The sequence below is a fragment of the Inquilinus ginsengisoli genome (assembly GCF_031453975.1).
GTDB classification, from domain to species: Bacteria; Pseudomonadota; Alphaproteobacteria; order DSM-16000; family Inquilinaceae; genus Inquilinus; species Inquilinus ginsengisoli_A.
The window spans coordinates 83,331-96,377 of sequence record NZ_JAVDPW010000003.1 but is presented as its reverse complement, the minus strand read 5'-3'; the positions used below and the strand labels follow the sequence as shown (position 1 = coordinate 96,377).

The following is a 13,047-nucleotide window of genomic DNA, read 5'->3' as shown; positions in this document are numbered from 1 at the left end:
TCAGGCGGCGGCTCGACCCGCATCCGAATCCCTGACACCCTCGGCCGGCACAGGGGATGAGAGTCGAAGTCATGACCAGCGAGCACCGGAGGCTGGGGTCGAACGGCGCCCCGTCCCACCTGTTCTACCAGACCCGCCAGCGCCGGCCGCTGGTCGACCGGGCCGAGGGCATCTACATCTGGGCGCAGGACGGCCGCCGCTTCATCGACGGGTCCAGCGGCGCCATGGTCGTGAACATCGGCCACGGCAACCCGGTGGTGCTGGAGGCGATGCGCCGGCAGATGGAGAAGGCCACCTTCGCCTACCGCCTGCATTTCGAGAACGAGGCATCGGAGGCGCTGGCGGCTAAGACGGTAGAATACACCTGGCCGGGCATGGACAAGGTGTTCTTCGTGTCGGGCGGGTCCGAGGCGGTGGAATCCTGCCTGAAGATGGCCCGGCAATACGCCGTCGCCACCGGCCAGGCCAGCCGCACCAAGGTGATCTCGCGCTTCCCCGCCTATCACGGCAGCACGCTGGGGGCGCTGGCCGTGACCGGCTACACCGCCCTGTCGGCCCCGTTCACGGCGATGATGCAGGAGATGCCGAAGATCCCGGCGCCGACCGCCTATCTCGACCGCGACGACCTGACTATGGAGCAGCGCGGCCTGCGCTATGCCGACATGCTGGAGGCCGAGATCCAGCGCCAGGGGCCGGACAGCGTGCTGGCCTTCATCATGGAGCCGGTGGGCGGCGCGTCGACCGGGGCGCTGGTGGCGCCGGACAGCTATTACGGCCGGGTGCGCGAGATCTGCGACCGCCACGGCGTGATCCTGATCTATGACGAGGTGATGAGCGGCGCCGGCCGCACCGGCAAGTTCCTGGCCGCCGAGCACTGGCCGGCCCGGCCGGACCTGATCGCCCTGTCCAAGGGCTTCGGCTCCGGCTATGTCCCGCTCGGCGCCATGGTCGCGCCGGACCGCATGGTGCAGCCGGTGCTTGAGGCCGGCGGCTTCCAGCACGGCTACACCTATGCCGGCAACCCGCTGGCCTGCGCCGCCGGCCTGGCCGTGCTGGGCGAGATCGAGCGGCTGGACCTGGTCGGCAACGCGGCGCGGATGGGCGACCTGCTGAAGGCGCGGCTGACCGGGCTGATGGACCGCTATCCCTTCATCGGCGACGTCCGCGGCAAGGGTCTGCTGCTGGCGGCGGAGCTGGTGGCCGACCGCGACAGCATGCAGGTGCTGCCGAAGGGACTGAACGCCTATGACCGGGTGGTCGAGCTGGCCTATGAGCGCGGCCTGATTATCTATTCCCGGCGCACCCGCGGCGGCACCGAGGGCGATCATTTCCTGGTCTGCCCGCCGATGATCGTCACCCCGGTGCAGATCGACGAGATCATGGCGATCCTGACCGACACGCTCGACGCCCTGGCGGCCGAGCTGAACCTGCCGGTCGCGGCGTGATGGCCCTCATCCGCCCCGCCGCCCCTGATGACGCCGAGGCGATCCACGCCATGCTGCTGGACCTCGCCCGCGGCCTGGGCTTCGCCGACAAGATCCGCAGCACGCCGGACAGCCTGCGCCACCACGGCTTCGGCCCCGCCCCGGCCTTCCATGGCCTGGTGGCCGAGCGCGACGGGGCGCCGGTCGGGGTCTGCCTCTGGTTCCCCGCCTTCTCGACCTTCCGCGGCGAGCCCGGGATCTATGTCCAGGACCTCTACGTCGCGCCGTCGGAGCGCGGCACCGGGCTGGGCCGCCAGCTGCTGGCCGCGGCGGCGGCGGCTGGCCAAGCGCGGGGCGCCACGCATCTGCGGCTGTCGGTCGAGGCCGACAATGACGGCGCCCAGCGATTCTACGCCGCACAGGGGTTGCGGTGGCAGGACACGGAGCGGATGTTCCTGGTCGACGGCCAGGCGTTCGGGGCTTTGGCGACGGCGGCGGAGGACGCGCGATGACCATCGATGAGACGCTGCTGGGCGAGATCCGCGCCGCGGTGGCCGACCGGCGCGAGGAGACCGTCGCCTTCCTGAGCGACATCGTCGCCGAGCCCAGCCTGTTGGGGCAGGAGGCGAGCGCGCAGGACCGAATCGAGACGGAGTTCCGGTCGCTGGACCTGGCGATCGACCGGTTCGAGCCGGACCTGGAGGAGATCCGCACCCTCCCCGGCTTCTCGCCGACCGTGCTCGACTCCTATGCCGGGCGCGAGAATGTCGTCGGCCTCCACACCCCGAGCGAGCCCAAGGGCCGGTCGTTGATCCTGAACGGCCATATCGACGTGGTGCCGACCGGGCCGGAGAGCCTGTGGACCACCCCGCCCTTCCAGCCGACGATCCGCGACGGCCGGGTCTATGGCCGCGGCGCCGGCGACATGAAGTCCGGCATCGCCGCCTACTGCGCCGCGATCCATGCGCTGCGGGCGCTGGGGCTGCAGCCGGCGGCGCCGGTGTTCCTGCAATCGGTGATCGAGGAGGAGTGCACCGGCAACGGCGCCCTTTCCTGCCTGGCCCGCGGCTACAAGGCCGATGCCGCGGTGATCCCGGAGCCGTTCGACCAGAGCCTGCTGGTCGGGCAGCTCGGCGTGATGTGGCTGACGGTGCGGATCACCGGCAAGCCGGCGCATGTGCTGGACACCTCCGCCGGCATCAACGCGATCGAGGCGGCCTACGCCCTGTTCGACGCGCTGCGCGGGCTGGAGGCGGAGTGGAACGAGCCGGCGCATCGCCACGCGCTGTACCGCGACCATGTCCACCCCGTGAACTTCAACCTCGGCCGGATCGAGGGCGGCGACTGGGCCTCCAGCGTGCCCTGCACCGCCGCGGTCGACATCCGCGTCGGCTTCTATCCCGGCATGACCCTGTCGGCGGTCAAGGCGGCGCTGGAGGGCCGGATCGACCAGGCCGTGCGTGAGCGTCGCGAGCTGAAGGGCGCCACCGTGGCGGTCGAGTACCGCGGCTTCCAGGCCGAGGGCTGCGTGATGGCGACCGACACGCCGCTGATGACCACCCTGTCGGCGGCGCATCAGCGGATCGCCGGCGCGCCGATCGCGACCATGGCGTCGACCGCCACCACCGACGCCCGCTTCTTCGAGATCTATGGCGGCATCCCGGCGACCTGCTACGGCGCCGTCGGCGGCGGCTATCACGGCATCGACGAATGGGTGTCGATCGACAGCATGATGCAGGTGGCCGAGGTGCTGGCCCTGTTCGTCGCCGAATGGTGCGGGCTGGAACAGCGGCCTTAGACGGGCACGGCTGCACTCAAGAGAGCGGCAACCGGCTGGAGAATTCCAGAGCGATGCCGCCTCCGTCACCTGTCATGCCACGGCTTGACCGTGGCATCCAGGGGCGGCCAGAGCGGTGCTTGATGGCCCCTGGATTGCCCGGTCAAGCCAGGCAATGACAGATGGGTTAGAGGCCTATCCACGGAAACGTCCGGCTTGCGCAAAACCTATATCGACAAACCGGCCGGCGGCTGGTCGAGTGCACGCTTTGCATCCGGCCGCCTGGGAAAGTCGACGCGCATGGACACCGACCGCCTCTCCGCCCTCTCCGCCGCCGCCATCGGCCGGCTGTACCTGGCCGGCGAGACCGACCCCGTCGCCGTCACCGAATTCTTCCTCGACCGCATCCGCAGCTGCCCCGACCAGGCGGTCTTCATCTCCCTGACCGCGGACCGCGCCCGGACCGAGGCGGCGGCGAGCGCCCGGCGCTATCGCGCCGGCCGGCCGCTGGGGCCGCTGGACGGCGTGCCGATCGCCTGGAAGGACCTGGTCGACCTGGCCGGCACCACCACCACCGCCGGCGCCGAGGTGCTGCGCAACGCGCCCCCGGCCAAGGCCGACGCACCGATCGCCCACAGCCTGGCCCAGGCCGGCATGGTCAGCCTGGGCAAGACCAATCTGAGCGAATTCGCCTATTCCGGCCTGGGGCTGAACCCGCATTACGGCACCCCGGCCAACCCGTTCGACGCGGTGACGCCGCGGGCGCCCGGCGGGTCGTCCTCCGGCTCCGCCGTCGCGGTGGCGCGCGGCCTGGCGCCCTGCGCCATCGGCACCGACACCGGCGGGTCGGTCCGCATCCCCGCCGCCTTCAACGGCTTGGTCGGGCTGAAGACCTCGGAAGGCCGGATCGACAAGACCGGTGTGTTCCCGCTGTCCCGCACCCTGGACACAGTCGGGCCGCTGGCGCGGACGGTGGAGGACTGCATCCTGCTGGACGCAGCGCTGCGCCGCGCCGTCGCCACCGACATCCGCCGCGGCGACCTGGCTGGGCTGCGCATCGTGGTACCGGAGAATGTGGTGTTCGACCAGGCCGAGGACGGCGTCATCGCCAATTTCGAGCGGGCGCTGGCGACCCTGGCCGCAGGCGGCGCGCGGATCGAGCGGCGGCGGATCGCCATCCTGGACGAGGTCATGGCGGTCGGCGCCGCCCGGGGCGCCCTGACCGCAGCGGAGGCCTACGTCCTGCACCGCGACCTGATCGAGGGGCCGGACGCCGAGCGGGTCGACAACCGCGTGGTCTCGCGCATCCTGGGCGGCAAGCGGATGTCGGCCTATGACCTGCTGGCGATCCAGGAGATGCGGCAGCGACTGAAGCCGGCGATGGTGGCCGAGCTGGACGGCGCGCTGCTGGCGATGCCGACGGTGCCCCATGCCGCGCCGGAGATCGCGGCGCTGGAGGCCGACGTCGACCTGTTCCATCGCACCAACGTCCGCACCCTGCGCAACACCATGATCGGCAACACCCTCGACCTGTGCGGCCTGGCGCTGCCGACCGGCCGGGACGGGCGCGGCCTGCCGACCAGCCTGCTGCTCAGCGCCCCGGCCGGGGCCGAGGCCCGGCTGCTGTCCGCCGGCCTGGCCGCCGAGGCCGCCGGCATCGACCAGCACGCCTGACCGGCCGCAAATCGGAAGGCCCAGCCGCGACGTCGGTCCCGGCCGGGCCTTCCCCCTCCCCCGTCCCCCCGACGGGAGCTGGAGACCTGGAATATTGAACTCGATTTTTTACTGTCATTGCCGGGCTTGACCCGGCAATCCAGAAGATGTCGACAGTCTCTGGATGCCCGGATCAAGTCCGGGCATGACAGTTTAAATTGAACGCAACGCGAAAGAGGCCGGCCGGTCAGTCCAGCAGGTCGGGCTCGGCCGCGACGATCCAGTCCCACAGCGGCTTGAAGCTGAGGGCGCCGCCGGTCGGGCCGCCAACCCGGTCATAGGTGAACTTCGCGGTCTCGTGGTCGAGCACGATCGGCTTGCCCGCGGCCTCGGCCAGCAGCTGGGTCTGGGCGGCGTTGTCCATCGCCAGGTACCACCACGCCGCCGCCTCGACCGACGGGCCGGCGGTGAGGAAGCCGTGATTCTGCAGGATCAGCGCCTTCCTGGCCCCCAGCGCCCGGACGATGCGCTCGCCCTCCTCCGCCTCCAGCACCACGCCGTGGAATTCGCCGTAGAGGCCGTGGTCGCCGTAGAAGCTGCAGGAATCCTGGGTGATCGGGTCCAGCGTCCGGCCCAGGGTCGACCACGCCTTGCCGTAGGTCGAATGGGTGTGGGCGGCGGCGATCACATCCGGCCGCGCCTTGTGGATGGCGGCGTGGATGACGAAGGCGGCCTCGTTGATCGGCTGGTCGCCCTCGACGATCTCGCCATGCTCGTTGACCAACTGCAGGTCGGAGACGCGGATCTGGCCGAAATGCTTGCCCAGCGGGTTGACCCAGAAATGGTCGGTCCATTCCGGGTCGCGGGCGGTGATGTGGCCGGCCAGGCCCTGGTCGAAGCCGCGCCGCGAGAAGATGCGGAAGGCGGCGGCGAGGCGCTGCTTGCGGTGCAGCCGCTCCGCCGCCACCGAGTCATGGCGCGGCAGGACGAAGAAGTCGCGGGCACGGGCGGCGACGGTGGCTGAGCTCATGGGGGAAATCCTTCAATAGCCGCGGGCGGGGTCGACCAGGTCGGCGAGCGGCGCCCCGGCGACATAGCGGTCGAGATTGTCGAGCACCTTGCGCGCCAGCCGCTCATCGCCGTCCGGTGCGCTCCAGGACACATGCGGGGTCAGTCGCACCCGCGGATGGGTGTAGAGGGGATGGCCGTCCGGCAGCGGCTCCGGGTCGGTGACGTCGAGCGTGGCGGCCGCCAGCCGGCCGTCATCCAGGGCCGCGACCAGCGCCTCCTGGTCGATCAGCCCGCCGCGGGCGATGTTGACGAGATGCTGCCCCGGCTTGACCCGGGACAGGATGTCCCGGTCGATCAGCTTCGCCGTCTCCGGCGTCAGCGGCACCGCCAGCACCAGATGGTCGGCTTCGGCGACGAGGTCCTGCAGGCTCCAGGCCGAGACCACCGAGGGATCGCCGGTGTCGGCCCCGCCGCGGCGCAGCGCCGTGACCCGCAGGCCGAAGGCCTGGGCGCGGCGCGCCACCGCCCGGCCGATCGAGCCGAAGCCGACCAGCCCGAGCGTCTTGCCCTCCAGCCCGCCGAGCGGCGCCTGGCGCCAATCCGCGGGGCCATAGACCCGCAGCTCGTCCAGCCGCTTCTCGTGCAGCAGCACGGCGGCCAGGACGTATTCGGCAATCGGCACGGCGTTGATGCCGCGGCCGCAGGTGACCGACGGGCCGTCGAACAGCCAGGACGGGAACCAGTCGACTCCGGTCGAGGTGACCTCGATCCAGCGCAGCCCGAAGGGCCAGCCGCGCGGCGGCGCGGCGGGCGCCTTGAACCAGCCGGCGGAGGGCCGGGTCAGCAGCACCTCGGCCCCGTCGGGCACGTCCCAGGGCGGCGCGTCGGAGGCCGACCGCAGCAGCTGCGGCCGCGAGGCATGGCTGGCGACCCGACCGGTCACCGCATCCGGCAGGTGCGAAACGATGCGCGGCACCCGGGCGATCATGCGCTTTTCGCCAGGAGCGCGTTGAAGCGGCGGTCGAACAGCGGCGCGACATCGACCGGGCCGGGGATCAGCCCGAGCTCGATGAAGGTGTCGGCGACCGCCTGGACCGAGGCGACGGCGTCGTCGGTCACCGGCCGCAGGTCGTTGGGCTGGCTGGCGTTGCGCAGCTGGCTCAGCACGATGTCGCGCGGCACGCCGATGGCGCCGCTGAAGATCGTCGCCCAATCCTCGAGATGCGCCTGCTGCCAGGCCCAGGCCCGCTTCATCCGCAGGAGGTAGTCGCCGATCGCGGCCGACAGCGCCGGGTCGGCCAGCGCCTCTTCCCGCGCCGCGTAGATGTAGTTGCCGGAGAGATAGCCGTTGGCGGTGACCAGCACCCGCGCGCCCGAGGCGGCGATGGTGATCGGCACGGAATAGCCGTAGATCGCCCAGGCGTCGATCGCGCCCTGGTCGAAGGCGGCGCGGCCGTCGGCCGGGGTCAGCGGCACGCCGGTGATGTCGCCGAAGGACAGGCCGGCCGCCTTCAGGATCCGCGCCAGATAGTACTGGGTGGTGGTGGCGCGGACATAGCCGACGCGCTTGCCGGCGAGGTCGGCCGGGGTGCGGATCGGGCTGTCCTTCGGCACCAGCACGACCTGGTTGTTGACGTCGTCGGCGATGATCGCGACCGCCTTGATCCGGGCGCCGGCGACCGCGGCGAAGACCGGCGGGATCTCGCTCATCGACCCGACATCGACCGCGCCGGCGTTCATTGCCTCGACGATGACATTGCCCGAGGCGAATTCGCCGAAGGTCACGGCATAGGGCGTGTCGAGCTGACCGGCGGCGCGCAGCAGGTTGTCCTCACGCCCCTTGTACTTCGCCGCCCGCACCGTGACCCCGGCGAAATCGACCGGCGCGGCGGCCCGGGACAGGCCGGGGATCGCGGCCAGCGCGAGCAGGCCGGCCCCGCCGGCCAGGAGTGAGCGGCGGGATACGGGGACAGCGGGGGCGAAGGGCGGCATGGCGAGCCTTCGAGGAGAGAGGTGGAGGCCTGCCGGGCCGGTGGCCGCAAGCAGGGCGATGTGGACAGGAGAATATATCAGTCATAAACAGTCAAATAGAAATTAATAACACTATTAGTAGGTTAAATGTACTTTCCTCCAATTTGTCATGCCGCGGCTTGACCGTGGCATCCAGGGCGGCAAGAGCCACTCTCGATGGCCCCTGGATTGCCCGGTCAAGCCGGGCAATGACAAAAAGAGTGAGTTCCGCCACGGCCAAACGCTGACCGGTCGTTCGGTCAATCGCCGCGGAAAGCGCCTTCGGAGACGATGCTGGCCAGGGGGTTGCGGCCGCTGGGCACCTCGCGCGCCTGCAGCTTCTCCGGCAGGGTCGCCTTGTCGCCGATCCGGCCGATCGCGATCACCGCATCGACCCCGTAATTCGCCGGAACGCCCAGCAGGTCGCGGGCCTTGGCGCCGTCGAAACCCGCCATGCCATGGGTGTGCCAGCCGGACAGCAATGCCTGCAGCGCGAAGTTCGACCAAGCCGCGCCGGCATCGAAGGAATGGGTCGGCAGCTGGGTCTCGCCCTTGCCCGGCTGGTCGAAGCTGGCCTTCGAGGTCACCACGATCAGCGCCGCGGCCTGGTGGGCCCAGCTGCGGTTCCATTCGCTCAGGATGTCGAGGAAGACCGGCCAGCGCTCGGTGTCGCGGCGGGCGTAGATGAAGTGCCAGGGCTGCGAGTTGAAGGCCGAGGGCGCCCAGCGCGCCGCCTCGAAGAAGCGCAGCAGCTCCGCCTCCGGGATCGCCTCCGGCGTGAAGGCCCGCGGCGACCAGCGCCGCAGGAACAGCGCGTCGATCTCATGCTCGGCCACGCGGCCATTCGGACTGGTCATGTCGGCTCCGGCGGGTCGATCCCGGGAATCGGCCCAGGGATCGGATAGGGATAGGGCACGGGAAGGCTGCCCGAAAGGCCGTTTCCCGTACGGGAAAACTACACTCAAGACCACAATTTTGTGTTGAATAGGTCGCACCACTGCCATGCGGCGGGCGCTTCCGGCTCGCAACACATCCCACTATCGCGCCCCGCCACCCGCGATATCAACAGCTTATATAATACATTATAAAAATGTTATTGTAACCAGAATCACATTGACTTCAACAGCTCATCCGACAATATGGACAGACGCAGCGACGGGTCGCCCGTCATTCCCCATGTCGTGGCAACAGGACACCGCCTTGGCCACCCTCTCCCTGTCCCAGGCTTCCGGTGCGGTCACGGGCCGGATCGACCGCTTCCGCCGCTTCATCCCGCCGCTGGTGATCATCCTGCTGTGGCAGGCCGGCTCCTCCGCCGGCTTCATCCCGGCGCGTTCGATCGCCTCGCCCGCCACCATCATCGTCACCTTCTGGTCGCTGCTCGCCTCCGGCGAATTGCTGCAGCACCTGCTGGTCTCGCTGGGCCGGGTCACCGCCGGGCTGGTGATCGGCGTCTCGACCGGCACGGTGCTGGCCCTGATCGCCGGGCTGTCGCGCCGCGGCGAGGACCTGGTCGACGCCACCATGCAGATGCTGCGCACCCTGCCCTTCCTGGCGCTGGTGCCGCTGTTCATCCTGTGGTTCGGCATCGGCGAGACCCCCAAGATCGCCCTGGTGGCGCTGGGTTCGGCCTTCCCGATCTACCTGACCCTGTTCGCCGGCATCCGCAGCGTCGACGCCAAGCTGGTCGAGGCGGCCAGCGTGTTCGGCCTGTCGCAGCGCGAGCTGGTGCGCCAGGTGATCCTGCCGGGCGCCCTGCCCTCGGCCCTGGTCGGCTTCCGCTATTCGCTCGGCACCGCCTGGCTGAGCCTGGTGATCGGCGAGCAGATCAACGCCTCCAGCGGCATCGGCTACCTCGTGATGACCGCGCGCGACTTCCTGCGCACCGACATCATCTTCGTCGGGCTGATCGTCTACGCGCTGCTCGGCCTCGGCGCCGACCAGCTGGTCCGCATCATCGAGCGCAGCGTCCTGCGCTGGCGCCCCAGCTTCGTGAAGGAGTGAGCTCCGTGCCCCTCTCCGCCGCCCTTCATCGCCCCACCGCCGAGCCGATCGAGGCCACGCGGCCTGCCCATGAACGTCCCGACGTCGTCCGCATCCGCGGCCTGACCCGGTCCTTCGGCGGCCCCAACATCCTGGACGGGCTGGACCTCGACATCGCCGACGGCGCCTTCGTCGCCCTTTTGGGCCGCAGCGGCTCCGGCAAGTCGACGCTGCTGCGCACCCTCGCCGGCCTCGACCCGGCGCCCGCCGGCACCGTCACCGTGCCGTCCGAGCGCACCGTGGTGTTCCAGGAGCCGCGGCTGCTGCCGTGGAAGAGCGTCTGGCGCAACGTCGCGCTGGGCCTCGGCGGCAAGGACGCGCATGGCCGCGCCGTCGCCGCGCTGCAGGAGGTCGGGCTGTCGCACCGCATCGACGCCTGGCCGCTGACCCTGTCGGGCGGAGAGGCGCAGCGCACCGCCTTGGCCCGGGCGCTGGTGCGCGAGCCGCGCCTGCTGCTGCTGGACGAGCCCTTCGCCTCGCTCGACGCCCTGACCCGGCTGAAGATGCAGGGGCTGGTCGGGTCGCTGTGGCAGGCGCACCGCCCTGCCGTGCTGCTGGTCACCCATGACGTCGACGAGGCACTGCTGCTGGCCGACCGGGTGCTGGTGCTGGCCGACGGCCGCATCGCCACCGACATCCCGATCACGCTGGACCGGCCGCGGCGGCATGGCGACCCCGGCTTCATCCGGCTGCGGGCCAAGCTGCTGGCCGACCTGGGCGTCGACGAGTTCGAGGGCGACTTCACCGCACAGGCCCCGGCCCGCCAGGCCGCCGGCCGTGCCGCCTCGGCCGGCGTCGCCGTTCCCTCGCCGGCCGGCGCCTAGGCGATGGCCCGACCGGACCTGCCGCTGCGCAGCATCGACGCTCCCCCGAGCCTCGCCGAGACCGTCGCCGCCTTGGCCGCGGAATTCGCCGTGACCGCGGCGGAGCATGACCGCAGCGGCGCCTTCCCCTTCGCCAATTTCGACCGGCTGGCCGAGGCCGGCCTGTTGTCCCTGATCACGCCGCGCCGCTTCGGCGGCCATGGCGGCGGGCTGCAGGAGGCCACGCTGGCGGTCGGCGGCATCGCCCGGGGCGAACCGTCGACGGCGCTGGTGCTGTCGATGCAGTACCTGCAGCACGCCTCGATCGAGGAGCGCGGCTGGCCGGCGCATCTGGCGGAGAAGCTGGGCCGCGAGGCCGCCGCCGGCGTCTCGGTGATCAACGCGCTGCGGGTCGAGCCGGAGCTGGGGTCCCCCGCCCGCGGCGGGCTGCCGGCGACGATCGCCCGGCGCACGCCGGAGGGCTGGCGCGTCTCCGGCCACAAGATCTTCTCCACCGGCATCCCGATCCTGTCCTGGCTGGCGGTGTGGGCCACCACCGACGAGGCCGAGCCGCGGGTCGGCACCATCCTGGTCCCGGCCGATGCGCCGGGCATCAAGGTGGTCGAGAGCTGGAACCAGCTCGGCATGCGCGCCACCAACAGCCATGACGTGATCCTCGACGACGTTCTGGTGCCGCTGGACCACGCCGTCGACCTGCGCCCGCCCGCGGCCTGGCGCGTGCCGGAGCCGGGCAAGTCGGCCTGGAGCGCCCTGCTGATCGGCGCCCTGTATGACGGCGTCGCCCGATCGGCGCGCGACTGGTTCATCGGCTTCCTCAAGAGCCGGGTGCCGGCCAATCTCGGCGCCGCCCTGGCCACCCTGCCCCGGATGCAGGATGCGGTCGGCGAGATCGAGGCGCTGCTGGCGGTGAACGCCCGGCTGATCGCCAGCGCCGCCCGCGACGTCGATGACGGAAGGCCGCCCTCGCCGAGCGAGAGCGGGCTGATCAAGCTGACCGTCACCGGCAACGCCATCGCCGCGGTCGAGATCGCGGTGAAGCTGACCGGCAACCCCGGCCTGTCCCGCGCCAACCCGCTGGAGCGCCATTACCGCGACGTGCTGTGCGCCCGCATCCACACGCCCCAGGACGATTCGGTGCGGCTCGCCGCCGGCCGCCTCGCCCTGGGTCTCTGACAGCTTTCGAGGATCCCGCCATGAGCGTCGAATTCATCGGTTTCATCGGCACCCGCGACTTCTCCGAGACCCGGCCGGCGACCGGCCCGGTGGTCGACGTCAACTACATCGAGACCGTGGCGCGGGCGCATGACGCCGCCGGCTTCGACCGCGCCCTGGTTGCCTTCCACTCGACCTCGCCGGAAAGCATCCTGATCGCCGGCCATGCCGCCTCGGTCACCGAGCGGCTGGGGCTGATGATCGCCCACCGGCCCGGCTTCACCGCCCCGACCCTGGCGGCCCGACAATTCGCGACGCTGGACCAGCTGACCGGCGGCCGCGTCGCCGTGCACATCATCACCGGCGGCGACGACGCCGAGCTGCGCCAGGATGGCGACTTCCTGACCAAGGATGAGCGCTACGCCCGCACCGACGAGTATCTCGACATCCTGCGCAAGATCTGGACCAGCGACGCGCCGTTCGACCACCAGGGCGCGAATTACCGGTTCGAGCGCGGCTTTTCCGCCGTCAAATCGGTGCGCGGCCCGCACATCCCGATCTATTTCGGCGGCGCCTCGGACGCGGCGATCGCGGTCGCCGGCAAGCACGCCGACATCTATGCGCTGTGGGGCGAGACCCACGCCCAGGTGCGCGAGCTGACCGGCCGGGTGCGGGCCTCCGCCGCCAAGCACGGCCGCCAGCTGCGCTTCAGCCTGTCGCTGCGGCCGATCCTGGCCGAGACCGAGGAAAAGGCCTGGGCCCGCGCCGACGCGATCCTTGAGCAGGCGCGCGCGGTGCAGGACAAGACCGGCTACAAGCGCACCAACGAGCCGGCCAATTCCGGGTCGCAGCGCCTGCTGGCCGCCGCCGCCCAGGGCCCCCGGCTGGACAAGCGGCTGTGGACCGGCATCGCCGCGCTGACCGGCGCCAAGGGCAATTCCACCGCCCTGGTCGGCACGCCGGAGCAGGTGGCCGACGCGCTGCTGGACTATTACGACCTCGGCGTCACCACCTTCCTGATCCGCGGCTTCGATCCGCTGGAAGACGCCATCGACTATGGCCGCGAGCTGATCCCGCTGACCCGCAAGCTGGTCGCCGAGCGGGTGCAGGCCAGCGCCAACGCGGCGGAGTAAACGCAACCGTTCCTCATTGT

The 13,047-nt window shown here is 70.8% G+C and carries 12 protein-coding genes; 8 read left to right on the top strand and 4 right to left on the bottom strand.

The features are described 5' to 3' along the window. Window positions 1–71: 71 nt before the first annotated feature. The 4 genes from E9232_RS08130 (at window position 72) to E9232_RS08115 (ending at window position 4,875) form a co-directional block, all read left to right on the top strand. Window positions 72–1,445, top strand: a complete 1,374-nt coding sequence (locus E9232_RS08130) for an aminotransferase family protein (protein ID WP_309793275.1) — start codon at window positions 72–74, stop codon at window positions 1,443–1,445. Further along, on the top strand, window positions 1,445–1,936 hold the full coding sequence (locus tag E9232_RS08125; protein ID WP_309793274.1) for a GNAT family N-acetyltransferase: 492 nt from the start codon (window positions 1,445–1,447) through the stop codon (window positions 1,934–1,936). The genes E9232_RS08130 and E9232_RS08125 overlap by 1 nt, the downstream gene beginning before the upstream one ends. After that, entirely contained in the window at window positions 1,933–3,222 is a 1,290-nt protein-coding gene (locus E9232_RS08120; RefSeq protein ID WP_309793273.1) for an ArgE/DapE family deacylase, read from the top strand. Before E9232_RS08125 ends, E9232_RS08120 begins: the two co-directional genes overlap by 4 nt. Window positions 3,223–3,501: 279 nt before the next feature. Further along, window positions 3,502–4,875 carry an amidase gene (locus E9232_RS08115; RefSeq protein WP_309793272.1) on the top strand — a complete coding sequence of 458 codons (1,374 nt, stop codon included), beginning with the start codon at window positions 3,502–3,504 and terminating at the stop codon, window positions 4,873–4,875. A gap of 226 nt (window positions 4,876–5,101) precedes the next feature. On the opposite strand, the gene E9232_RS08110 is transcribed toward E9232_RS08115, so the two are convergent. The 4 genes from E9232_RS08110 to E9232_RS08095 all read right to left on the bottom strand — a co-directional run bounded on the left by E9232_RS08110 (window position 5,102) and on the right by E9232_RS08095 (window position 8,732). Further along, on the bottom strand, window positions 5,102–5,884 hold the full coding sequence (locus E9232_RS08110; RefSeq protein WP_309793271.1) for a class II aldolase/adducin family protein: 783 nt from the start codon (window positions 5,882–5,884) through the stop codon (window positions 5,102–5,104). 12 nt (window positions 5,885–5,896) lie between these two features. Then, a complete protein-coding gene (locus E9232_RS08105) occupies window positions 5,897–6,853 on the bottom strand; it encodes a D-isomer specific 2-hydroxyacid dehydrogenase family protein (protein WP_309793270.1) in 957 nt (318 codons plus the stop codon). Next, a complete protein-coding gene (locus E9232_RS08100) occupies window positions 6,850–7,857 on the bottom strand; it encodes an ABC transporter substrate-binding protein (protein WP_309793268.1) in 1,008 nt (335 codons plus the stop codon). Before E9232_RS08100 ends, E9232_RS08105 begins: the two co-directional genes overlap by 4 nt. 278 nt (window positions 7,858–8,135) lie before the next feature. Continuing rightward, window positions 8,136–8,732 (bottom strand): nitroreductase family protein, encoded by a 597-nt coding sequence (locus tag E9232_RS08095; protein ID WP_309793266.1) that lies wholly within the window; start codon window positions 8,730–8,732, stop codon window positions 8,136–8,138. 343 nt (window positions 8,733–9,075) lie between these two features. Between E9232_RS08095 and E9232_RS08090 the strand changes: the two genes are divergently transcribed. The 4 genes from E9232_RS08090 to E9232_RS08075 are packed head-to-tail and all read left to right on the top strand — an operon-like array spanning window position 9,076 to window position 13,027. After that, window positions 9,076–9,879: an ABC transporter permease subunit gene (locus tag E9232_RS08090; RefSeq protein WP_309793265.1), complete on the top strand. Its 804-nt coding sequence runs from the start codon at window positions 9,076–9,078 to the stop codon at window positions 9,877–9,879. Window positions 9,880–9,884: 5 nt separating this feature from the next. Then, window positions 9,885–10,742 (top strand): ABC transporter ATP-binding protein, encoded by an 858-nt coding sequence (locus tag E9232_RS08085; RefSeq protein WP_445351983.1) that lies wholly within the window; start codon window positions 9,885–9,887, stop codon window positions 10,740–10,742. A 3-nt stretch (window positions 10,743–10,745) separates the two neighbouring features. Continuing rightward, window positions 10,746–11,915, top strand: coding sequence for an acyl-CoA dehydrogenase family protein (locus tag E9232_RS08080; protein ID WP_309793263.1), 1,170 nt, complete (start codon window positions 10,746–10,748; stop codon window positions 11,913–11,915). 20 nt (window positions 11,916–11,935) lie between these two features. Next, the gene (locus tag E9232_RS08075; RefSeq protein WP_309793262.1) at window positions 11,936–13,027 is read left to right on the top strand and encodes an LLM class flavin-dependent oxidoreductase; all 1,092 of its coding nucleotides are present in this window, start codon (window positions 11,936–11,938) and stop codon (window positions 13,025–13,027) included. Window positions 13,028–13,047 lie beyond the last annotated feature (20 nt).

What these genes read in the sequence shown, in the direction of transcription:
- E9232_RS08130 (WP_309793275.1), top strand. Translation starts at nt 72, where the DNA reads ATGACCAGCGAGCACCGGAGGCTGGGGTCGAACGGCGCCCCGTCCCAC.
- E9232_RS08125 (WP_309793274.1), top strand. Translation starts at nt 1,445, where the DNA reads ATGGCCCTCATCCGCCCCGCCGCCCCTGATGACGCCGAGGCGATCCAC.
- E9232_RS08120 (WP_309793273.1), top strand. Translation starts at nt 1,933, where the DNA reads ATGACCATCGATGAGACGCTGCTGGGCGAGATCCGCGCCGCGGTGGCC.
- E9232_RS08115 (WP_309793272.1), top strand. Translation starts at nt 3,502, where the DNA reads ATGGACACCGACCGCCTCTCCGCCCTCTCCGCCGCCGCCATCGGCCGG.
- E9232_RS08110 (WP_309793271.1), bottom strand. Translation starts at nt 5,884, where the DNA reads ATGAGCTCAGCCACCGTCGCCGCCCGTGCCCGCGACTTCTTCGTCCTG.
- E9232_RS08105 (WP_309793270.1), bottom strand. Translation starts at nt 6,853, where the DNA reads ATGATCGCCCGGGTGCCGCGCATCGTTTCGCACCTGCCGGATGCGGTG.
- E9232_RS08100 (WP_309793268.1), bottom strand. Translation starts at nt 7,857, where the DNA reads ATGCCGCCCTTCGCCCCCGCTGTCCCCGTATCCCGCCGCTCACTCCTG.
- E9232_RS08095 (WP_309793266.1), bottom strand. Translation starts at nt 8,732, where the DNA reads ATGACCAGTCCGAATGGCCGCGTGGCCGAGCATGAGATCGACGCGCTG.
- E9232_RS08080 (WP_309793263.1), top strand. Translation starts at nt 10,746, where the DNA reads ATGGCCCGACCGGACCTGCCGCTGCGCAGCATCGACGCTCCCCCGAGC.
- E9232_RS08075 (WP_309793262.1), top strand. Translation starts at nt 11,936, where the DNA reads ATGAGCGTCGAATTCATCGGTTTCATCGGCACCCGCGACTTCTCCGAG.